Raw genomic sequence first — 20,426 nt, 5'->3', positions numbered from 1 at the left:
TTAACTGACTGGCATTACGGCAAGCCGGGGTTCATGGCAACGCTGAAACGCTCAGACGGCGTGTCTGAGGCCCGTTTCCAGGTTGCGGCGTGCCCACATCATCTTGGCGGCGGTCGGGTTGACTGGCGCGCCGGTGAAGGTCGGCAACTTGCGGTTCACCCATTGGGCACCCTGGCCCTTCCAACTGATCTCGCCGCTCACCAGTTTGCGGTCACGCATGATTTCGTGCAGCAAAGCATCCACTCGCTCCTTGCAGATGACGGTCTGGCGTTCGATCGCCTTGACGAATACCGGCTCCCCATCCTTGCTGAGCGTCAACAGCAGCATGCCATCCGGACGAGGCGTAATGGCGACGTGATGATCAGGCAGTGCGGCGAAGAGTTCTCTGATGGCAACATTCATTGGAAGCATTCCTTATGCATTTATCGGCTGACCATTAAGAGAGTGCATCACTTATGCCAAACCGAAGCCGCATACAAAATGCTTAAAAACCAAAACGTTATGGATATCTCCCGTTATCCAGGGAGTGCAGAATGCAAGGTCGCCGATTTTCGGGCGTGCATGTTGCACGGCATCAAACGGCCAGTAGACGCACCATTGATCGGACCGCCCGTGCGAAGGATCGAACCAAGCCAGGCGCCCCTCCTTCCTAACACTGACGCCCGATAAAACGGCGCAGGCGCACTGCTCGTGCCGCACGTGGCGGGCGACATTTCAGAGGAACACGACGATGTCTGATCCAACCTGGTACTTCTGGCTGGCGGTGGTGGTAATCCTGGCGTTCATCGACCTGGTGGTGATCCTCAATCTATCGCGCAGCTCGGCCGGTCATTCGGCCAAACTCGCCTGGTCGCTGGCCATCGTCCTGTTACCGGTGATCGGCCTGATCGCCTGGGGCTTCGCCGGGCCGCGCGGTATGCCGAACCCGCCGTCCTCGCCCGAGCAAAGCAAGTAGTGCGAAGGATGGATCCACGGATGCGCTGCGCGGTCTCCGTCCCAGCAAGACGTCGCTGACGGCAACGTTCGGGGTGGTCGCACGAGGGGCCTGCTCGAACGCCAGCGGATCAGCCGGAACGCCCGACCGTGACGTCGCCCTGCGCGGTATCGAAGCTGCGCCGTGCATGCACGGCATCCAGCAGCACCACCAGCTCGGCGGCGGATGGCACGACCCGACGGCCCGCCAGTTCGTCCTTCAGGCCGTCCACCTTCTCGGTGTTCAGGCCGAAGGCGGTCAGCGCGTCAGCCAGACCGGCATCGTCCCAGCCAGCCTGGCGCAGAACACGCATCAGGCTGTCCCAGACATCGCGCAGATCGGCCTGATGGTCGCGACCGTCCGGCCAGCCATGCCCGACGCCGGCCTCGGGATGCATCTCCGCGATGACCAGTTCCCCTTCCTCCATGCGTACCAGGCCGCCGGCCTGTGCGACCTCGGGATCGCGCGATGATCGATGCCAGGCCGCCTGCGCCAGAACCGGGGACCTGGTCCGGCACTGCAGCCGATCGGCCAGATAAATCTTGAATTCTCCCATCACCCTCTCCTGTCAACGGCGGATCACCTCCTCATGGGATCGATAACCGGCCGTGGAATTCGATGTTTTTGCAGCCGACCCCGCAAACATCTCGCAACCCCTGCCCTGGCCAAACAGGTCGAACTCGGGCCTCCGCACCCTCTCCAATGAGGTTCACAAGCAGGAGACGAACCATGAGCGACAAGACCAGGCCATCGGCCTCGGAAATCGACCCGACACCACCGAACCAGCCCGCCAAGGATCTCGAAGGCGATGACGTGAACGTGGTGCACAAAGAAACGCAACGGCATGGCGACAAGACCGAAACCGTCGATCGCGTGGTCACCCCGACCTCCATCAAGACCAAGGAGCAGGAAGCGGAAAAGCTCGAGCGCGCCAATCGGGAGGTCTCGCGCAAGCTCGACAAACCCTGAGCCGAACGCGCCCTGCTCGAGCCAAAATCGTCCACAGGCGTAGGGATAAGCAAGCAAAGCCAGCCCGGCCCCTCTCTCGAAGGGAGAGGGATGAACGGCGCTGGCGGTTCGTTCCGCGAGCCAGGCAGGTCGCACCATCGCCTGGACGGTCACCGGCAACAGCTGATCGGCACATGAACCCGACGCCCCTTTCCCTCCGCGAGAGGGTCTGGGGGAGTGGGCCATGGCCGATGTGTTCGTGCCCCTGCTGGCGCTCGCCGTGCTGCCGCTGACGGGCAGCGTGGCGCGCCTGCTCAAGCATTACCTGGATCAGCGCCGCCAAGGTCTGGAGCCGGTGTTCCACCGTGACGTCATGCCGGATCTGCGCAACATCGAATGCTGGGATGGCAGCGATAACACCACGCGCAACGGGACCTACGCGGCGCCCGGCGCGGCGGCGCTGGCGAAGTAGAGCGCCACCCCCTGAACACGACGACGCCGACGAGGGCCGGGCCCGTCCTCGGTGTCGTCGCAACGGCGGCAAGGCCTGAATCGACAGACGGAGCCGATCGATCCCGAGCGCCCATGGCTCCTGCGGTCACCACAAACGAAGTAGCCGCTGAATAGCGTGCTACAGTCCACTCTAAGTGGTCTAGCACACAGACGCCCTCCGGGCGCACGTGGCACCGTTAGGAGGAACGGCCGTAGCCACCCGACTCGCTCGAGAGGTTTGGGCGAACGGTACTCGGCTTCAAATGCATTCACTAAGTGACCCAGTCCATGGAACGCGACCACGGCAGCACCGTTGTATATTGGGCTGGGTCGCGTGGCGACCCGGGGTCGAGCGTTGTAGAGGCGACCCTGGCGACCCTGATGGATATCGCCAGCGCGCTGACCCCCATCATCGGGCATCAGGGCGTGGCCGCGCTGTACAAGCGCAGCCTGGCCCTGTGTGCGGTACGCCACGCCTGCCTGGCGGATGTGCAAAGCCACGCCACCAATGGCCTGGATCTCGCCCCCTTGCGCGAGGTACTGCTGGCGCAGGACAGCACGGCAGTGAGCCAATGTGGCAACGACCTGTTGAAAACCCTCAACGATCTTCTGATTTCCCTGATTGGAGCTTCGCTTGCCGAACGCCTGCTTCGCTGCGCGTGGGAAAACTCCTTGTGCGGCCCACCCCCGCAGGACACCTTGCTATGAGCAACCCCCAGCAGACCGATAAAGTGCTGATCAACCGCCTGCGCACTGGCGTGCCAGGGTTGGACGAGGTGCTCGGCGGCGGGCTGCCGGAGTTCTCCTTCAATCTGATAGCCGGCCCGCCAGGCTGCGGCAAGACCACCCTGGCGCACCAGATGATGTTCGCCCTCGCCACCACCGAGCGCCCGGCGCTGTACTTCACCGTCCTGGGCGAGCCGCCCCTGAAGATGCTGCGCTACCAGCAGCAGTTCGATTTCTTCGACAGCGAGGCGGTGAACCACTCCATCCGCTACATCAACCTGGCCGACGACACCCTGGCCGGCGACCTCGACGAGGTGCTGCGGCGCATCGTCGCCGAGGTGGAAAGCTACGGACCGTCGCTGGTCTTCGTCGACTCGTTCCGCTCCGTGGTGCTCGCCAGCCAGACGCAGAACAACCCCAACAACAACCTGCCGCAGTTCGTGCAGCAGCTGGGCATGTTGATGACCACCTGGCAGGCCACCACCTTCCTGATCGGCGAGTACTTCACCGAAACCGATACCAACCCGATCTTCACCGTGGCCGATGGCCTGATCTGGCTGCGCCAGAGCGTTCAGCGCAATTCCATGGTGCGCAAGATGGAAATCATGAAGATGCGCGGCCAACCGACACTGCCGGGGTTGCACTCCTTTCGCATCGGCCGCGCCGGTATCCAGGTGTTCGCCCCCGTCGTGGCGCCCGCTGCGCACAAAGCGCAGCGACCGGCCCACCAGGCACGCCTGCTGACCGGCGTGCCTGCGCTGGACGAGATGCTCGGCGGTGGCATACCGGCAGGCTATTCGATACTGGTGGCCGGCCCCTCCGGCTCAGGCAAGAGCCTCCTCGCGGCAGCCTTCCTGACGGAAGGGGCGCGCGTGGGGGATCACGGCATCATCGCCGTATTCGAACAACGCCCCGAGCGCTTGCAGAACCCCGCTCTGACGGCGTTGATCGAGAGCGGCGCGGTGAGTCTGGTGGACAGCCGCGCCCCGGATCTGTCGATCGAGGAACTCGTTCATCTGCTGCTGGCGGAAATCCAGCGGACAGGCGCCAGCCGCGTGGTGATCGACTCCCTGTCGGGGTTCGAGCTGTCCCTGGCGCCGACCTTTCGCGAGGATTTCCGCTCGTCCCTGGCCAGCCTGGTCAGCGCCCTGGCCGCCAGCGGTGTCACGGTGATGATGACCTGCGAGCTGGAGGACCGCTACACCGACCTGCGTTTCAGCCCCTATGGCACCGCGTTTCTGACCGATGCGATCATCGTGCAGCGCTATATCGAAATCGAAAGCCAGCTGCTGCGCGTCATGGCGGTGGTCAAGATGCGGGCCAGCAGGCACTCCGACCAGTTGCGCCTGTACCGCATCGACGACCAGGGCATCCATATCGACGGGCGGCTCAGCGACACCGAAGGCTTGCTGAGCGCCAGGCCCAGCCGGAAAACCGCCGTCGACGCATACGCCGCCACCCTCGAGCGGGCACCATGAGCACAGGGTGCACGGGGAATGAGCAGGCCACCCGTGAACTGGCCCGGCTCACCCAGCAAACCCATGAGGCGGAGGCGGCCCTGAGCCTGCTGCAAGAGGAACTGCTGGCCACGCAGAACCGCCTGCAGCACAGCCACAGGGTCGAACAGTTGCTGGAAGCCAACGAGCGTCTGGTGCTCGCCGCGCTGCGCGCGCAGACCGATGCCGAACAGGCCGACCGTGAACGGCACGAAGTGGCGCTGCGGGCCAAGCTCGACGAGCTGACCGGGCTGCCCAACCGCAAACTGTTGATCGAACGCATGGTGCAGGCCATTGCCGGGGCGAAACGGCGCAATGAGGGCCTGGCGCTGCTGTTTCTCGACCTCAATGAGTTCAAGCGGATCAACGACACCCTCGGGCATAAGGTCGGCGATGAGGCGCTGAAGGAAACCGCCCACTGCCTCAACAGTGCGGTGCGTGAGGTCGACACGGTCGCCCGCTACGGCGGTGACGAGTTCCTGGTGCTGCTCAATGAGGTTTCCCAGCGCTCGGATGCCTTGCTGGTCGCCGAGAAAATCATTGCCGCGCTGGCGACCCCGCGGATGCTTGGCGAGCACATGCTGCGGCTGACCGCGAGTATCGGCATCAGCCTGTATCCCGAAGACGGTGACGACCCGCAGTCGCTGATCGACTGCGCCGACAGCGCCATGTACCGTGGCAAAGGCCGGGGTACCGGCGTAATGCCGCACGCGGCCCCGGGGCCGGCGGGCCAGGCCGAGGACTGCTCGCCGAGCGGGGCGGACGACGCGCAACTGCGCCATTACGACAACGCCCTGGCCGAGTACGAGCGGCAGAACCTGCAACAGCGCGAGGCCAACGAGCAACTGGTGCTGGCGGTATTCGGTGCCCGCCAGTTGCAGAGCGCTGCCGAACACACCTACCGACAACAGAAGAACCGCCTGGCGATGGTCGCCCACGAACTGCGCAACCCGCTGATACCGCTGGCCATGACCGCAGGCCTGCTGGTTCGCGTCAAGGTCACGGAACTGCCGCGCATGCAGCAGATCATCGAGCGCCAGATCCAGCATATTTCGCGGCTCATCAACGACCTGCTGGACGTGTCGCGGGCCAACACCGGCAAGCTCCGGCTCGAGCGACGCGTGATGGATATGGCCATGACCCTCGACGAGGCGGCCGAGGCAATCCGCCCCATCATCGAACGGCGCAAGCAGCGCTTCGAGTACCGGATAGCGCAGCGCCCGCTGTGGGTGAATGGCGATGCGTTGCGCCTCACCCAGGTGCTGAGCAACCTGCTCGGCAATGCCTGCAAATACACCCCCGCTGGCGGCACCATAGCCCTGTCCGCCGCGGTCACCGACGAGCGGCTGGTGCTGACCCTCAGCGATGACGGCATCGGCATCACGGCGGAGGCACTGCCGTATATCTTCGACCCGTTCATCCAGGACGCGCACGCCATCGGCTTCAATGGCGCCGGCCTGGGCATCGGCCTGACTGTGGTTCGCGAGCTGCTCGAGGCCCACCAGGGCTCGGTGCAGGCCACCAGCCCCGGCCCCGGGCTGGGCAGCACATTCACCATTACCCTGCCGTTGCTTCGCGGCGACGAAGACAGGGCGGACTAAGGGGTTCGCCCCCGCGCCCCCATTCGCTCAGGCTCCCGGCGTCGAGCAGGCGGTCACCTCGGTGGTCGGGCTCGCCCGCTCGGGGACTGCCCTTTTCCACGCTTATGGCAGAAATCCCGTGGTCGTGGAGATCGCCTGGAGGGTGAGCACCCGCCGCCCTCCCCGGACGGTCGCCTGGCAGGACGCGCCGGTTCATCCACGTAAGACCTTAAAGATATCCAATCAATATTTTTAATATATTTCATATCCACAAAGGCCAGCGCTAGCATCCATCGCTCCAGGCCGGCGATGCGGCGCATGCACGGGTGACGACGCCGTCGTCCTCGGCCAACAGCGTGCCGGGGCGATCCCGGTCGAAATGAAAGGAAAGCCAATGAAAACAAGAAAAGCCCCGATTCACCTGGCTGTCGCCTACAGCCTGTTCCTGGCCCATGGCGCCCTGGCAGCCGACACTGCCGAGTTGCCCTGCCGCAGCACCGCCGACTGTGCGGCCCAGGCCGCCAAGGTTGGCGCCAGCGTCGACAAGCACGCGCTCAAGGGCGCTGCCGATGACGATCAGTTCGACTGGCTGAACCGCATCAACAAGGCCTCGATCGTCATGCTGACCGAGCAAGGCATCGTCGATGCGCAACTCGGCGGCCGCATCGCCGGCGGCGTGCAGCATGTGATCGAGCAGGGCCGGCAGGCGGACGGCAAGCGTCCCGGCGACGTGCTGCAAGTCGAACGGATCATGATCGACAGGATCGGCCCCGAGGCCTCGCTGATTCACTCCGGGCGCAGCCGCCAGGATATGTATGCGACCTACCGCCTGGCCGTGCTGCGCGCCCAGGTGCTGGACTACGGCGACGCCCTCAGTGCCACCCGCGAACGCCTGCTGAAGATCGCCGCCAAGCATGTGGACACCCTGGTCCCCGCCTACACCAACGGCGTGCAGGCCATGCCGATCAGCTATGCGCACTACCTGCTGGCCTTCGACGCCGCCTTCGAGCGCGACGCCCAGCGCATCCACGACCTGTATGCCCGTCTCAACCTCAGCCCCATGGGCACCGCGGTGCTGGCCAATTCCGGCTGGCCGCTGGATCGCGAACGCCTGGGCGAACTGCTGGGCTTCGACGGCGTACGCGAGAATTCCCTGGACGCCAGCCAGGTGTCGACCTTCGACATCCCCCTGGAAGCGGTCGGCATCGCCTCCTCCTCGGCGATCCGCGTCGGCGCGCTGGTCGGCGATATCCACACCCAGTACCACCAGACCCGCCCCTGGCTGCTGCTGGAAGAAGGGTCGACCTACAGCAGCAGCGCCATGCCGCAGAAGCGCAATCCCGGCCTGCTGATGCGCACCCGCGAGGCGGCCTCGGATGTAGTCGGCCTGGCCGGCGCGACCACCCTGCGCGCACACAACGTCACCACCGGCATGACCGACTACAAGGCCGCCTTCGAATCCCTGGGCGCGCTGACCTCGGCCACGGCAATGTTCAAGCGCCTGGACGCGGTCCTGGCCGCCCTGGTGATCGACCCCGAGCGCGCCATGGAAGAACTCGACGCCGACTGGACCACCTCCATGGAGCTGGCCGACACCCTCGAGCGCGAACACAAGGTGCCGTTCCGCATCGGCCACAGCTTCGCCTCGCTGATCGTCGGCGAGGCGCGCGAGAAGGGGCTGCTGCCGAAGAACTTCCCCTATGCCGACGCGCAGAGGCTGTACGCCAAGGCCGCGCAGAAATACCAATGGAAAACCGATCGCCTGCCGCTGGATGAAGCGGCATTCCGCGCGACGCTGTCGCCACGCACCATGGTGGCGACGCGCAAGGGCACTGGCGGGCCTCAGCCGGCCGAGGTCAGGCGCATGCTGGCCAAGGCGCAGGAGTCGCTGAGCGCCGACCGCGACTGGATGAACCAGCGACGCCAGCATTTGCTGGATGCCGAGGCGGCGCTGGACAAGGCCTTCGACAAACTGGCGCGCGACGGTAGCTGATACACGGCGGCCAGTCGCCCGGCAGCAGCGCCAGGAACAGCCGGGCGATAGCGGACCAGCCACGCCGATAGCTGATCATGCTGGCGTGTGTCACCGCCCGGTCGCCGAACGGGGGGCGCAGCGCCGCACGGATACGCTATCGTGTGGCGCTCGCGCCGCACGGCCACCCACTCGAGCCCCCGGTGAACCCCGCATGGAACTCCGTCACCTTCGTTACTTCGCCATGGTCGCGGAGGAAAAGCACTTCACCCGCGCCGCCGCCAGGCTGAACATGCAGCAGCCGCCGCTGAGCCAGCAGATCCGCGCGCTGGAGCAGGAGCTCGGCTTCGCGCTGTTCGTACGCCACCCCAAGGGCGTCGATCTCACGGCAGGCGGCAAGGTGTTCCTGGACGAGGCGAAAGAGATACTGCGCACTGTCGAGCTGGCGGCACGCAAGGCCGCCCGCGCCGCCCAGGGCATCGAAGGTACGCTGAACGTCGGCTTTACCAGCTCCGCCGCCTCGCATCCCCTGATCCCGCGGATCATGCGCAGCTACCGCGAACGATACCGCGGCGTGGACCTCTTCCTGCACGAGGGCAACGCCGGCGAGCTGACCGACAGGGTCATGGCCGGACAGGTCGATATCGGTATCCTCCGCGCACCGGTCGCGCGCCCCCAGGGCGCCCGCTTCCATCGGCTGTGCAACGAGGAACTGCTGCTCATCCTGCCGCTGGACCACCCCCTGCTCGCGGGCGAGGCGACGTCGGGCGAGGCGGCCGTATCCTTGAAGGACCTGGCCGACGAGCGTTTCATCCTGGTGCGGCGGCCCGGGGCGCCGGGCATGTACGCCAACCTGGTGCAGGCCTGCCGCAATGCCGGCTTCGAACCGACCATCGCCTGCGAAATCGAGCGCATGCTGACCAACGTCAGCCTGGTGGCCGCGGGTGCCGGCATCTCGGTGGTGCCGGCGTCCATGAAAGGTTTCCATGCGGGCAGCGTCGCCTACCGGCGCATAGGCGACGCCAGACCCCGGCTCGTCGCGCCGATCACCCTGGTGAGCCGTGGCTTCAATCAATCGCCGCCCATGCTCAACTTCATCGCGCTGGCGCGGCAGCTCAGCAGCCAGTACCGCAAGGCGCGAACCCCGACGGGATGAACGGCAGGTTCCCGCCGCACGGCCACCGTGCGCGGCAAGCCGCTTCGCCGGCGTCCCGCCCTGGCGCGACTTACCCGGCCGTCTCGCGCAGCAGGTCGACGAAGGCGCGCAACCCCGCCGGTACCTGGCGGTTGCCGGGGAAGTAGAGGAACAGCCCCGGGATCGGCGGGCACCAGTCCTCGAGCACCGCGACCAGCCGCCCCTCGTCCAGCAGGGCTCGCGCGTAGGGTTCCGGCACGTAGGCAATGCCCAGGCCGTCCGCCGCCGCTTCCACCATCAGTTGGCTGTTGTCCAGGGTCAGCGATCCGCGGACGTCGACCGCCACCTCCTGCCCCTGCTTGTGGAACTCCCAGCGATAGAGCTTGCCGCTGGGCAAGCGCTGCCTGATGCACTGGTGCAGGGCCAGTTCGTCGGGCACCTGCGGCGCCGGACAGCCGCTCAGGTAGCCGGGCGCAGCCACTGCCAGGAAACGCAGGCTGGCGGGGCCGACGCGGACCGCGACCATATCCAGGGGCACCGCCTCCCCCAGTCTCACGCCCGCGTCGAAACCCTGCTCGACGATATCGACAAGGCGCCCCTCGGCCACGAGGTCGAGTTCGACCCCGGGATAGCGGGCCAGGAAGGCCGGCACCACGCTCTGCAGCAGCAGCCGGATGGCCCCTTCGCTGCCATTGATGCGCAACGTGCCCGTGGTTCGCCCCTGGGCGTCGGCGACATCCTCCAGCAGCGTGTCGAGTTCGTTGAGCAGGGGCTGCAGGCGCCGCAGCAGGCGCTCGCCGCTCTCGGTCAGCGCGACGCTGCGCGTGGTGCGGTGCAGCAGGCGGGTGTCCAGCCGCTGCTCCAGGCCGCGCACGGTATGGCTGAGCGAGGAACGGCTGAGCCCCAGCAGGTCGGCGGCGCGGCGAAAGCTGCGGTGCTCGGCCACCGCCATGAAGGCCCTGAGTTCGGCGAAGGTCGGCTTGCTCATTGGTGAATTTATTTCACCTCCCCATACTGTTTATTGGCCATTCTCATAACAATTATAGTGCCATAGCCTGAGCCAGTCGTAGCCCATTCACGTTCTCTGGAGTCAGATCATGGCCAAGACATGGTTCATTACCGGCACATCCAGCGGCCTCGGCCGCCTGCTCTGCGAACGCCTGCTCGCACGCGGCGACCGTGTGCTCGCCACGTTGCGGCGGCCGGGGGCGCTGGATGACCTGCAGGCCCGCTACCCCGAGCGCTTGCAACTGGTCACCCTGGATGTGACCGACACCCAGGCGATAAGACGCGTGCTCGCGGATGCCTTCGCCCGGCTCGGGCGGATCGACGTGCTGGTCAGCAACGCCGGCTACGGCCTCTTCGGGGCTGCCGAAGAGGCCAGCGACGAGCAGCTCGAGCGGCAGATCGCGACCAATCTCGTGGGTTCCATCCAGCTCATCCGCGCCGCCCTGCCGCACCTGCGCCAGCAGGGCGGCGGGCGGATCGTCCAGGTGTCCTCGGAGGGCGGGCAGATCGCCTACCCGAGTTTCAGCCTCTACCACGCCACGAAATGGGGGATCGAGGGGTTCGTCGAATCCGTGGCCAGGGAAGTCGCCCCCTTCGGCATCGATTTCGTGCTCGTCGAACCCGGCCCGACCGCCACCCAGTTCGCCGCGGGCCTGGACCGCACGGACAGCATGGCCTGCTATGAAGACACCCCGGCCGGCGAGGTTCGCCGTGCGCTGGCATCCGGCGCCTTCGCCATCCGGGGCGATGCCGGCAGAACCGTGGCGGCCATGATCGTCGCGGCAGACGCCAGCCATCCGCCGTTGCGCCTGGCGCTGGGCAGCAGCGCCTATGGCTCGATCAGCCAGGCCCTGGGCGAGCGGCTACGGATACTGGAGGCACAGAAAGACGTGGCGCTGTCGGCGGACAGCGATGCCTAGGGTCTGTTGACGTTTCAGCGCAAGCCGCGTTGCCGCGAGAAATCTCGCCAGGCCGGGCGGCGATCCGCTAGGAGGAGGACGCAGGGAATGGACTAGCCGTCCGCGTTTTCCCTTGCCAAGCCCTCCAACAACGCAGGTCGGGATTTTCCGCGCGCCCCCCAGGCCAGCGGAAACAGCCTCGTCGGCATGGCTTCAGAGCCGCGCCGGAATCCGCTCGATGCGCGCCTGCATGGCCTCCAGGGCGAGTTGGGCGGCTCTCGATAGCTGCCTGTGGGAGGCGACGCACAGGCTCAAGCGCAGTGGCTCGGCATGCCCCGGCTTGAGTGGCACGAAGGCCAGCGTTCCCGCCCCCAGTTCGCTCGCCACATCCAGCCAGGAGAGCAAGCCGACGCCAACTCCCTGGCGAATGAGCGAGCGCATGGTGCGCACATCGTTGCACGAGGTCAGGCGCTGGATATCCACGTGCTGGCGCTGATACAGGACCTTCGCATGCTGGTGGACGATCAGGGGCTCCGCCGGGAGCAGCAGGCGGTGGCTCAAGGCGTCGCCCAATTGCACGGCAGACCTGCCGGAGAGTGGATGCCCCACGGGCATGGCGATACCCAGTGGGATGTCGGTAACGCTCCTGACTTGCAAATCCCCACTCGGTGGTGGGTCCAGCAGCAGCCCGAAATCGACTTCAGCCGCGAGCACCTGGCTCAGCACGTCCTGATTGTTGGCGGTGCGCAGACCGAAGGTCAGGCGTGGGTATTGGCCGACCAGTTCGGCGACCGCCTCGGCCACGAACCCTTCGCTCAGGGCATCGATCATGGCGATGTCCACATGCCCCCGGCGCAACCCCTGCAACTCGTCGAGTTGTTCGAGCGTGCGCTGGAAGGCCTTTTCCGACTGCCTGGCGGTCACCAGCATGAGCTCTCCAGCCGCGGTCAGCCTGAGCCCGCCGGGCAGGCGCTCGAACAGCTTCACCCCCAGGTCGTCTTCCGCCTTGAGTATCTGCCGATCGATCGCCGACGCGGAAACGTGCAGGGTCTCTGCGGCCTTGCGGATACTGCCCCGCTGGGCAACCTCGATGAAGTAACGGGTGAAGCGAGAGAGAGTCGGCATGGGGCGTTCTGTTTTTTGCAACGGCATGGTGAGAAATCGCTGTTTGAGTGCATCACATTCCACTGGCTAAAGTCCAGCCAAGAGGAATGCCAGAGAGCACCCCGCCCCTAGAGCCCTGACGAGACCGAACCATGGACACGACACTCGCCCTCCCCCTGAACTGCACCTTCGAGGAACATGACTGGAGGCTGCTGGCCCGACACTGGTATCCCGTAGCCGCCTGCGCCGAGGTCGGCGCAGCTCCGGTGAAGGCGACCTTGCTGGATGAGCCCCTGGTGCTGTATCGAGTGGCGGGTGAGCTGGTCGTTGCCCGCGATGTCTGCCCGCACCGGGGCGTGCCTTTGAGCATGGGCCACAATGACGGTGAGGGAGTGGTGTGCCCCTACCACGGCCTGCGCTTCGGCCAGGCTGGACGCTGTAATCGGATTCCGGCAAGCCCCGATCAGAACGTCCCGGCCAAGATGAACCTGCGCGCCTATGCGGCAGAGGAGCGCTACGGGCTGATCTGGGTATGCCTGGCGCACTCGGCGGCCGATCTGCGAGAGGGCCTGGCGGCGGACATTCCGCTGATGCCCCATTGGGATGACGCCGGTTTTCAGCAGATCCTCTGCCCCGCTTTCGAGGTGTCGGCATTCGCGGGGCGGCAGCTGGAGGGGTTCATCGATGTGGCCCACTTCGCCTGGGTTCACACCGCGACCTTCGCCGACCCGGACAACGCGCAGGTGCCGCCCTACAGCACCCGCCCCACCGAGAAAGGCTTCGAGGCCGACTACTACAGCACGGTCGGCAACTACCCCATCGGGGTGGATGGCAAGGCTCCGGACGGCTTCGTCTGGCGTCGCCACTTCCAGGTGCACCTGCCGTTCACGGCGACCCTGACGGTCCACTTTCCCGAGGATGGGCGGCTGGTGATCATGAACGCCGCCTCCCCGGTATCGGCACGCCGGACCAGGATGTTCGCCCCCATAGCACGAAATTTCGATCAGGACCTGCCGGTCGAGAGCGTGCACGCCTTCAACCTGCGGGTGTTCGAGGAGGATCGCTGGGTGGTGGAGTCGCAGAAACCGGAATGCCTGCCGCTGGACCCGCTGCTGGAGGCCCATATCCCGGCGGACGTGAGTTCCATCGCCTACCGCCGGGGCTTGCGCGCCCAGGGCCTGAGCAGTTTCTTCCTGCGCTGAACCCAGGAGGTTCCATGTCGACCATCGCCGTGACGGTCAGCGCCATCGAGCCCCAGGGCCGCGCGAACCGCAGCCTGCGCCTGGAGGCCGTGGCGGGCAGGTTGCCGGCCTTCGAAGCCGGGGCCCACATCGACCTGCATCTGCCCAATGGCCTGGTGCGCCAGTATTCCCTGGCCAACGCCCCCCATCAGCGGGACCACTACCTGTTGTGCGTCAAGCGGGAGCCCGGCTCCCGTGGCGGCTCCGAGTTCATCCACAGTCAGCTCGCCGTGGGCTGCCAGCTACAGGTATCGCCACCGCGAAACGCCTTTCCCTTGCGGCTCGCCGAGCACTGCCTGCTGGTCGCGGCGGGCATAGGCATCACGCCGCTGCTGTCCATGGCGGAAACCCTGCAGGCCGAAGGCCGTTCCTTCTCGCTGCACTACTACACGCGCACACCGCAGGACGTGGCCTTCGCCGACCGCCTGCGAGAACGCTTCGCCCCTGCGAGCATTCACCTGCATCACAGCTCGCAAGGCCGCAGCCCTCGCCAGCATCTGCCGGCCGAACTGCTGGACAGGCGGCCGGGCAGCCGGCTGTACCTGTGCGGGCCACAGGCGTTCATGGCCGCGTTGCGTGAGCGCGCGCACCACCTCGGCTGGCCGGATGAACATGTCCACAGTGAAGCCTTCGCGGCCTGCGCCGAGGAGCGGACCGGGGCCAGCTTCGAAGTGCGGCTGGCACGCAGCGGCAGAACGCTGACCGTGAACGCGGACCAGAGCATCGCCGCGGCGCTGATGGCCTCGGGCGTCGATGTGCCGTTGTCGTGCGAAATGGGAATATGCGGAGCCTGCCTGACGGGACTGCTCGAGGGGCAAGGCGATCATCGGGACCATGTGCTCAGCGAAGCGGAGAAGGCAGCGGATCGGCAGATCGCCCTGTGTTGTTCGCGCAGCCGCTCGGCCCGGCTGGTGCTGGATATCTAGGGCCTTGGCGCCGTGAGGCGGCATGGCGGCAGGCTCAGGCCGGAACGCCACGCATCACGCGGGATGCCTCGATCACTGCGCTGGCGCCGGGAGCCCTCCAAGGCACCCTGGAGCCTAGCGGATGGACAGCCGCCCCGACCGGGTTCAGCGGATCGGGGCGGCTCGATGCGGCAGGGGCCTGTCAGGCGAGGTCGAAGCGGTCGAGGTCCATCACCTTGCTCCAGGCGGCGACGAAGTCCTTGACGAATTTCCCCTCGGCATCGCTGCTGGCATAGACCTCCGCCAGGGCCCGCAACTGGGCGTTCGAGCCGAACACGAGGTCGACCCGGGTGCCCGTCCATCTGACGGCGCCGGTCTGGCGGTCGCGGCCTTCGAAGACCTCCCTGTCCGGCGACAGCGGCTTCCACTCCACGCCCATGTCGAGCAGGTTGGTGAAGAAGTCGTTGCTCAAGGCTTGCGGCCGCTCGGTGAAGACGCCATGGCGGCTATGCCCGACATTGGTGTCGAGGACCCGCAGGCCGCCAACCAGCACGGTCATTTCCGGCGCCGTCAGGGTGAGCAGTTGAGCCTTGTCCACCAACAGCGCCTCGGCCGATACCCGGTAACGGCCCTTGAGGTAGTTGCGAAAGCCATCGGCGATGGGCTCGAGGAAAGCGAAGGACTCGACATCGGTCTGTTCCTGCGAGGCGTCCATGCGCCCTGGCGAGAAGGGTACCGTCAGCGTATGTCCGGCATTCTTCGCGGCCTGCTCGACCCCGGCGCAACCCGCCAGCACGATGAGGTCGGCCAGCGAGATCTGCTTGCCGCCCGCTTGCGCGGCGTTGAACTCATGCCGGATGCCTTCGAGGGTGCTCAGCACGGCGTCCAGCTGCTCGGGCTGGTTGGCCTCCCAGAACTTCTGCGGGGCGAGGCGCAGGCGTCCGCCATTGGCGCCGCCGCGCTTGTCGGAACCACGGAAGGTGGAAGCCGCCGCCCAGGCGGTCGAGACCAGTTGCGAGACCGTCAGCCCCGCGGCGAGCACCCTGCGCTTGAGCGCGGCGATATCGGCCTCGTCGACCAGCACATGATCGAGCGCCGGAATGGGGTCTTGCCAGAGTAGTTCTTCGGCCGGCATTTCCGGCCCCAGGTAGCGCGCCAGCGGTCCCATGTCGCGGTGGGTCAGCTTGAACCAGGCGCGGGCGAAGGCGTCCTCCAGCTGTTGCGGGTTGTCCAGGAAACGCCGGGCGATCCTTTCGTAGGCCGGGTCGAAGCGCAGGGCCAGGTCGGACGTCATCATGCTCGGCGCATGACGCCTGGACGGGTCATGGGCATCTGGCACGCTGCCCGCGCCAGCGCCGTCCTTCGGCCGCCACTGATGGGCGCCGGCGGGGCTCTTGGTCAGCTCCCATTCGAAGCCGAACAGATTCTCCAGGTACTGGTTGCTCCAGCGGGTGGGCGTCGAGGTCCAGGTCACCTCCAGGCCGCTGGTGATGGTATCCCCGCCCTTGCCGCTGGCAAAGCTGCTCCTCCAGCCCAGCCCCTGTTCCTCGAGCTCGGCGGCTTCGGGCTCGGCGCCGACATGGGAAGCCGGGCCGGCGCCATGGGTCTTGCCGAAGGCGTGGCCACCGGCGATCAGCGCCACGGTCTCCTCGTCGTTCATCGCCATGCGGCCGAAGGTCTCGCGGATGTCCTTGGCCGACGCCACGGGATCCGGGTTGCCCTCGGGGCCTTCCGGGTTGACGTAGATCAGGCCCATCTGCACCGCCGCGAGCGGATTCTCCAGGTTGCGCCCCTGGCTGTCGGTGCGCCCTTCCTCGCTGCCGTGCTTCTGCGCGTCGGCCACCAGCACGCCTTCGCCGGGTTCCTGCTCGTCCTTGCCGTAACGGGTGTCGCCGCCGAGCCAGGTTTTTTCCGAGCCCCAGTAGACATCCTCGTCCGGCTCCCAGACGTCCGCACGGCCACCGGAGTAGCCGAAGGTCTTGACCCCCATGGACTCCAGGGCGACGTTGCCGGTGAGGATGATCAGGTCGGCCCAGGAAATGCTGCGCCCGTACTTCTGCTTGATCGGCCAGATCAGCCGGCGCGCCTTGTCCAGGCTGACGTTGTCCGGCCAGCTGTTGAGCGGCGCGAAACGCTGCTGGCCGCTGCCGGCGCCGCCCCGGCCGTCACCGGTGCGGTAGGTGCCGGCGCTGTGCCAGGCCATGCGGATGAACAGCGGCCCGTAGTGGCCGAAGTCCGCCGGCCACCAGTCCTGCGAATCGGTCATCAGCGCGTGCAGATCCCGTTTCACCGCCGCCAGGTCGAGGCGCTTGAACGCCTCGGCGTAATCGAAGCCCTCGTCCATGGGGTCGGACAAGGACGAATGCTGGTGCAGGATCTTCAGGTTCAGCTGGTTCGGCCACCAGTCACGGTTGGTGGTACCGCCGCCAGCGGCGTGGTTGAACGGGCATTTCGCTTGGTTGGACATCGGTGCTCTCCTTCAGTCGTGCTCAGCCGCTGCCCGGGCCGGTTGCAAGGCCGGACGCGCGATCGGTGCAAGCAGCCATGCAGGGCCAACGCTCGCGCAGGTGATGCCATCGCCGCGCAGCAATGCCCATGGCAAGGGCTCGGGCCGCCAGCGCCATGGCCCACGGTGGCCGCACCAGGCTGCTGATCATTGTTATCTCCTCGACAGTCACTGGCTGCTTAAAACCAGTGACCCCTAAGGCTAGACCCCCTTTCGGCAGAGGACTAATAACCGCAGTCTTGCTCCGGGATAGTCGGACTCTATTGCCGACAACGGCGACTCCGGCCCGGCAGGCCGTTGAGGCGGTTTTTCCACAGCCTGGCGGAACGGCTGGTGAGCCGCTATCGGCGGCGATGAAACGCACCGAGCCTATTATCCATGGGGATGGATGGTCATGACATGAATCAGGGTTTTTGTTCGCCACCGACCCCATTAGCATCCCTCCCGGCGCGGCCCCGCCAGTGACAGACCTGGCAGAACCACCCTCGACCATCCCGACCCGCAGAGGAACGACATGAACACCCCCGAATTCTTTGTGACCCCCGGTTACGGGGAACAGCTGTTGAGCGCCTTGCATTACTCGCAAGCGCTCAGAATCGGCAACCGCGTGGAAACCTCGGGCCAGGGCGGCTGGGATGACGACCTGCAGATCCCCGAGTCGCTCGAGGACGAGATCGCCCAGGCCTTTCGCAACCTGGAACGAACCCTGGCGACCGCGGGCGCGGGCTGGGAACATGTGGTCCACGTCAACTCCTACCATGTGGGCGGATTCCCGGCGCAGGTCAACGAGCAGATGGCCCGGCTGTATCGCCACTACATGCCCGACCACGCCCCGATCTGGACACAGGTGGGCGTCGCGGCCCTGGGACTTCCCGCCATGCGGATCGAGATCCGCGTGACCGCCATCCTGCCCTGACGGCGCGGCGCGCTGCGGCGCAAGCAACGGCACGCCGCCGGATCATGCGCTAGGCGAACGTGCGTATCACCCAATCGACGAACACCTTCAGGCGGGCATTGCGATGTCGATTGGGTGGGTACACCAGGTGCAGGGGCATGGGCGCTCGAGACCAGTCCGGCAAGAGCGGCAGCAACTCGCCCGAGTCCAGGTAGGGCTGGACACAGCGCCTGAAATGCTGCCCGATCCCCAGGCCGGCGCGCAGCATCTCGAGCAGGCCGTTGCCTTCATTGGTCGAAAAGCTGCAGCTGGCCATTTCGTAGCGCTGCGTCCCGCGCTCGAAAACCAGGGGGGCCGCCTTGCCCGTGGCCGCGAAGAAGTAGCCGGCCTGAACATGGCCGGCCTGGAGATCGAGGGGCGAGGCAGGCGTCCCCATTCGCTCGAGATAGGCCGGGGCCGCACAGGTCACGTAGTCGAGCTCGACGAACGTGCGCCCGATCATGGCCATCTCATCGAGCCTGCCGGCGCGGATGACGCAGTCCACGCCTTCGCCGACGATATTGACGGTTCGATCGCTGATCCCCAGGGCGAGGGTGATACCGGGGTACTCGCGGTGAAAATCGGCCAGAGCCGGGATCAGCAGGCAGTTGGCGAATGAGGCTGGCGCATCGATCCTCAGGTGCCCGCTGGGCTTGAGCGTCTTGCCGCGCAGCGCGTTGTCCACCGTGTCCAGCTCGGCGATCAGGCGCATGGCGTGACTGAAGTATTCCAGCCCGTCCGAGGTGGCGGCGACCGCGCGGGTGGTGCGGTGCATCAGCTTGCTGCCCAGATGCCTTTCCAGGTCGGTGACCAGCTTGCTGACCGTCGAACGCGGCAGCGCGAGCTGGTCCGCGGCGCGGCTGAAGGAGCCGGTCTCGACGACGCGGACGAACGCCCGCATGGCTAACAGTTGGTTCATGCTCGACTACCGGCGTGAAGGTGTCGCTCGATTATCCATGAACCTGCACAGTACAGGGGAAACCCGGCCTTTTGTCGCTTCAAACAGGCCATGCCGACAGGCAGCCGAACGGCCGGGCCGCCAGCCGCTCTGCCGATACGCGCTCATGGCAGCGGGTTGCCGCCGGTGACGCCGAACACCTCACCGGTGATGTAGCTGGATTCCTGCGAAGCCAGCAGCACGTACAGCGGCGCACACTCCGCTGGCTGGCCCGGGCGCTTCAGGGGGGTCTGCGAACCGAAGGTCGGGATCTTTTCCTGGGGCTGGCCGCCGCTGGGTTGCAACACCGTCCAGATCGGCCCCGGGGCCACCGCGTTGACCCGTATGCCCTGTTCGATCACCTGGCCCGCCAGGGCCTTGGTGAAGGCGACGATGGCCGCTTTGGTCGAGGCGTAATCGAGCAGGGTCTTGGACGGATCGTAGGATTGGATCGAGGCGGTGTTGATGATGCTCGCGCCCGCCGGCATGTGCGGGACGGCGGCCTTGCACAGCCAGAACAGGGCATAGACGTTGGTCTTGAAGGTGTCGTCGAACTGCTCGGTGGTGAGCTCGGCGATGTGCTGCCGGGCAATCTGCTTGCCGGCGACGTTGACCAGAATGTCCAGGCCGCCAAGGGCCGCCACGCCCTGCTCGATCAGCGACACGCAGAAGGCTTCATCCTTGAGATCGCCCGGCAGGGCGATGGCGCGGCGTCCCTCGGCTTCGATCAACTCCACGACCTGCCGCGCGTCGGGCTCCTCCTCGGGCAGGTAGTTGAGCACGATGTCGGCGCCTTCGCGGGCGAAGGCGATGGCGGCGGCACGGCCGATACCGGAGTCGGCACCGGTGATCAGCGCCTTGCGCCCGGCCAGCCGGCCGAAACCGACATAGCTCTGCTCGCCATGATCCGGCTCGGGAACCATATCCTGGCCAAGGCCCGGCTCGGGTTGCTGCTGCTGGGGAAACTCGGGCTGGGGGTACTGGGTCCGGGGGTCTCGCATGGCGAACTGGTTCTGGGTATTACGGGTCATCTTACGCACTCCTGGTCTGATTCGGGATCGCGGCGGCCCGTTGGCCGCACGTCGGTATCGGGCTCGCGTCGCAGGCCCTGGAATTGCCGACACTCTGGTTAGGAAGCGGCGCGCGGAGATGAAGTTCAAGGCATTGGAGCAACGGCAACCGAGGCAGGATTCGGGAAGCAGGCAGGGAGCCTTTGGTGCCGGAACCGTAGATACCGTCTTGATCCTTGGCCTGCCAGAACCCGTTCACAGTCAGGGTTGACCAGTAGGAGCGTCGCCCCCGGCGCGATGCGATGGTGGGCATGCTGCGAAAATCGCGGTATGTCCACGATTCGCCGCGAGGTCGCGGCTCCCACAGGACAGGAATGTGGCCATTCTGCGCGCTTAGAGCTGAGCCCGCCGAACGTCTCGACAGGAACGCGATCCTTGCGTAGCCCGGGTCGAGCGCAGCGACACCCGGGAAAGCCCACCCTGGGTATCGCTGCGCTCAACGCCAGGCTACGGGGCAAGTCGTACCCTGCAGATACCGTCTTGAACCTCACTTCGCAAGG

Annotated in this window: 20 protein-coding genes; 12 read left to right on the top strand and 8 right to left on the bottom strand. The window is 66.2% G+C overall.

Annotation, left to right across the window (positions count from 1 at the left end):
* Positions 1–51: 51 nt before the first annotated feature.
* On the bottom strand, positions 52–402 hold the full coding sequence (locus tag DNK34_RS12600; protein ID WP_131174786.1) for a DUF3509 domain-containing protein: 351 nt from the start codon (positions 400–402) through the stop codon (positions 52–54).
* 328 nt (positions 403–730) lie between these two features.
* Between DNK34_RS12600 and DNK34_RS12595 the strand changes: the two genes are divergently transcribed.
* Entirely contained in the window at positions 731–955 is a 225-nt protein-coding gene (locus DNK34_RS12595; RefSeq protein ID WP_131174785.1) for a PLD nuclease N-terminal domain-containing protein, read from the top strand.
* 109 nt (positions 956–1,064) lie between these two features.
* Here DNK34_RS12595 and DNK34_RS12590 read toward each other — a convergent pair whose 3' ends face one another.
* Positions 1,065–1,529: a hypothetical protein gene (locus DNK34_RS12590; RefSeq protein ID WP_131174784.1), complete on the bottom strand. Its 465-nt coding sequence runs from the start codon at positions 1,527–1,529 to the stop codon at positions 1,065–1,067.
* A gap of 173 nt (positions 1,530–1,702) precedes the next feature.
* Between DNK34_RS12590 and DNK34_RS12585 the strand changes: the two genes are divergently transcribed.
* From DNK34_RS12585 to DNK34_RS12555, 7 genes are all read left to right on the top strand, one after another.
* Positions 1,703–1,942 (top strand): hypothetical protein, encoded by a 240-nt coding sequence (locus DNK34_RS12585; protein ID WP_131174783.1) that lies wholly within the window; start codon positions 1,703–1,705, stop codon positions 1,940–1,942.
* Positions 1,943–2,165: 223 nt separating this feature from the next.
* Positions 2,166–2,393: a hypothetical protein gene (locus tag DNK34_RS12580; protein ID WP_207390792.1), complete on the top strand. Its 228-nt coding sequence runs from the start codon at positions 2,166–2,168 to the stop codon at positions 2,391–2,393.
* 401 nt (positions 2,394–2,794) lie between these two features.
* Complete coding sequence (locus DNK34_RS12575; RefSeq protein WP_131174782.1) at positions 2,795–3,121, top strand: hypothetical protein; 327 nt, start codon at positions 2,795–2,797, stop codon at positions 3,119–3,121.
* Positions 3,118–4,617 (top strand): ATPase domain-containing protein, encoded by a 1,500-nt coding sequence (locus DNK34_RS12570; RefSeq protein WP_131174781.1) that lies wholly within the window; start codon positions 3,118–3,120, stop codon positions 4,615–4,617. The genes DNK34_RS12575 and DNK34_RS12570 overlap by 4 nt, the downstream gene beginning before the upstream one ends.
* Positions 4,614–6,236, top strand: coding sequence for a diguanylate cyclase domain-containing protein (locus DNK34_RS12565; RefSeq protein WP_131174780.1), 1,623 nt, complete (start codon positions 4,614–4,616; stop codon positions 6,234–6,236). Before DNK34_RS12570 ends, DNK34_RS12565 begins: the two co-directional genes overlap by 4 nt.
* Positions 6,237–6,609: 373 nt before the next feature.
* A complete protein-coding gene (locus tag DNK34_RS12560) occupies positions 6,610–8,208 on the top strand; it encodes an argininosuccinate lyase (RefSeq protein WP_131174779.1) in 1,599 nt (532 codons plus the stop codon).
* A gap of 193 nt (positions 8,209–8,401) precedes the next feature.
* Positions 8,402–9,343, top strand: coding sequence for a LysR family transcriptional regulator (locus DNK34_RS12555; RefSeq protein WP_131174778.1), 942 nt, complete (start codon positions 8,402–8,404; stop codon positions 9,341–9,343).
* 70 nt (positions 9,344–9,413) lie between these two features.
* Here the strand turns inward: DNK34_RS12555 and DNK34_RS12550 are convergent, their stop codons facing one another.
* On the bottom strand, positions 9,414–10,310 hold the full coding sequence (locus DNK34_RS12550) for a LysR family transcriptional regulator (RefSeq protein ID WP_131174777.1): 897 nt from the start codon (positions 10,308–10,310) through the stop codon (positions 9,414–9,416).
* A gap of 109 nt (positions 10,311–10,419) precedes the next feature.
* Between DNK34_RS12550 and DNK34_RS12545 the strand changes: the two genes are divergently transcribed.
* Positions 10,420–11,250, top strand: coding sequence for an SDR family oxidoreductase (locus DNK34_RS12545; protein WP_131174776.1), 831 nt, complete (start codon positions 10,420–10,422; stop codon positions 11,248–11,250).
* Positions 11,251–11,442: 192 nt separating this feature from the next.
* On the opposite strand, the gene DNK34_RS12540 is transcribed toward DNK34_RS12545, so the two are convergent.
* Positions 11,443–12,354: a LysR family transcriptional regulator gene (locus tag DNK34_RS12540; protein WP_131174775.1), complete on the bottom strand. Its 912-nt coding sequence runs from the start codon at positions 12,352–12,354 to the stop codon at positions 11,443–11,445.
* A gap of 131 nt (positions 12,355–12,485) precedes the next feature.
* Between DNK34_RS12540 and DNK34_RS12535 the strand changes: the two genes are divergently transcribed.
* Together DNK34_RS12535 and DNK34_RS12530 are read left to right on the top strand one after the other, a co-directional pair.
* Positions 12,486–13,535 carry an aromatic ring-hydroxylating oxygenase subunit alpha gene (locus DNK34_RS12535; protein ID WP_131174774.1) on the top strand — a complete coding sequence of 350 codons (1,050 nt, stop codon included), beginning with the start codon at positions 12,486–12,488 and terminating at the stop codon, positions 13,533–13,535.
* Between the two features lie 14 nt (positions 13,536–13,549).
* Positions 13,550–14,500, top strand: coding sequence for a PDR/VanB family oxidoreductase (locus tag DNK34_RS12530; RefSeq protein ID WP_131174773.1), 951 nt, complete (start codon positions 13,550–13,552; stop codon positions 14,498–14,500).
* Between the two features lie 181 nt (positions 14,501–14,681).
* Here the strand turns inward: DNK34_RS12530 and katG are convergent, their stop codons facing one another.
* Together katG and DNK34_RS25425 are read right to left on the bottom strand one after the other, a co-directional pair.
* A complete protein-coding gene (katG, locus tag DNK34_RS12525) occupies positions 14,682–16,946 on the bottom strand; it encodes a catalase/peroxidase HPI (RefSeq protein WP_131174772.1) in 2,265 nt (754 codons plus the stop codon).
* 22 nt (positions 16,947–16,968) lie between these two features.
* Entirely contained in the window at positions 16,969–17,136 is a 168-nt protein-coding gene (locus tag DNK34_RS25425; RefSeq protein ID WP_165497299.1) for a hypothetical protein, read from the bottom strand.
* 363 nt (positions 17,137–17,499) lie between these two features.
* On the opposite strand from DNK34_RS25425, the gene DNK34_RS12520 reads away from it, so the two are divergent.
* Positions 17,500–17,901 (top strand): RidA family protein, encoded by a 402-nt coding sequence (locus DNK34_RS12520; protein ID WP_131174771.1) that lies wholly within the window; start codon positions 17,500–17,502, stop codon positions 17,899–17,901.
* 49 nt (positions 17,902–17,950) lie between these two features.
* On the opposite strand, the gene DNK34_RS12515 is transcribed toward DNK34_RS12520, so the two are convergent.
* Positions 17,951–18,838, bottom strand: coding sequence for a LysR family transcriptional regulator (locus DNK34_RS12515; protein WP_131174770.1), 888 nt, complete (start codon positions 18,836–18,838; stop codon positions 17,951–17,953).
* A 143-nt stretch (positions 18,839–18,981) separates the two neighbouring features.
* Positions 18,982–19,887 carry an SDR family oxidoreductase gene (locus DNK34_RS12510; RefSeq protein ID WP_131174769.1) on the bottom strand — a complete coding sequence of 302 codons (906 nt, stop codon included), beginning with the start codon at positions 19,885–19,887 and terminating at the stop codon, positions 18,982–18,984.
* Positions 19,888–20,426 lie beyond the last annotated feature (539 nt).

The organism is Phytopseudomonas dryadis (assembly GCF_004327355.1).
GTDB lineage: Bacteria > Pseudomonadota > Gammaproteobacteria > Pseudomonadales > Pseudomonadaceae > Aquipseudomonas > Aquipseudomonas dryadis.
This window is presented reverse-complemented; position numbering and strand designations above follow the sequence as displayed.

Coding starts and splice junctions, on each gene's coding strand:
- DNK34_RS12600 (WP_131174786.1), bottom strand. CDS start 402: ATGAATGTTGCCATCAGAGAACTCTTCGCCGCACTGCCTGATCATCAC.
- DNK34_RS12595 (WP_131174785.1), top strand. CDS start 731: ATGTCTGATCCAACCTGGTACTTCTGGCTGGCGGTGGTGGTAATCCTG.
- DNK34_RS12590 (WP_131174784.1), bottom strand. CDS start 1,529: ATGGGAGAATTCAAGATTTATCTGGCCGATCGGCTGCAGTGCCGGACC.
- DNK34_RS12585 (WP_131174783.1), top strand. CDS start 1,703: ATGAGCGACAAGACCAGGCCATCGGCCTCGGAAATCGACCCGACACCA.
- DNK34_RS12580 (WP_207390792.1), top strand. CDS start 2,166: ATGGCCGATGTGTTCGTGCCCCTGCTGGCGCTCGCCGTGCTGCCGCTG.
- DNK34_RS12575 (WP_131174782.1), top strand. CDS start 2,795: ATGGATATCGCCAGCGCGCTGACCCCCATCATCGGGCATCAGGGCGTG.
- DNK34_RS12570 (WP_131174781.1), top strand. CDS start 3,118: ATGAGCAACCCCCAGCAGACCGATAAAGTGCTGATCAACCGCCTGCGC.
- DNK34_RS12565 (WP_131174780.1), top strand. CDS start 4,614: ATGAGCACAGGGTGCACGGGGAATGAGCAGGCCACCCGTGAACTGGCC.
- DNK34_RS12560 (WP_131174779.1), top strand. CDS start 6,610: ATGAAAACAAGAAAAGCCCCGATTCACCTGGCTGTCGCCTACAGCCTG.
- DNK34_RS12555 (WP_131174778.1), top strand. CDS start 8,402: ATGGAACTCCGTCACCTTCGTTACTTCGCCATGGTCGCGGAGGAAAAG.
- DNK34_RS12550 (WP_131174777.1), bottom strand. CDS start 10,310: ATGAGCAAGCCGACCTTCGCCGAACTCAGGGCCTTCATGGCGGTGGCC.
- DNK34_RS12545 (WP_131174776.1), top strand. CDS start 10,420: ATGGCCAAGACATGGTTCATTACCGGCACATCCAGCGGCCTCGGCCGC.
- DNK34_RS12540 (WP_131174775.1), bottom strand. CDS start 12,354: ATGCCGACTCTCTCTCGCTTCACCCGTTACTTCATCGAGGTTGCCCAG.
- DNK34_RS12535 (WP_131174774.1), top strand. CDS start 12,486: ATGGACACGACACTCGCCCTCCCCCTGAACTGCACCTTCGAGGAACAT.
- DNK34_RS12530 (WP_131174773.1), top strand. CDS start 13,550: ATGTCGACCATCGCCGTGACGGTCAGCGCCATCGAGCCCCAGGGCCGC.
- katG (WP_131174772.1), bottom strand. CDS start 16,946: ATGTCCAACCAAGCGAAATGCCCGTTCAACCACGCCGCTGGCGGCGGT.
- DNK34_RS25425 (WP_165497299.1), bottom strand. CDS start 17,136: ATGATCAGCAGCCTGGTGCGGCCACCGTGGGCCATGGCGCTGGCGGCC.
- DNK34_RS12520 (WP_131174771.1), top strand. CDS start 17,500: ATGAACACCCCCGAATTCTTTGTGACCCCCGGTTACGGGGAACAGCTG.
- DNK34_RS12515 (WP_131174770.1), bottom strand. CDS start 18,838: ATGAACCAACTGTTAGCCATGCGGGCGTTCGTCCGCGTCGTCGAGACC.
- DNK34_RS12510 (WP_131174769.1), bottom strand. CDS start 19,887: ATGACCCGTAATACCCAGAACCAGTTCGCCATGCGAGACCCCCGGACC.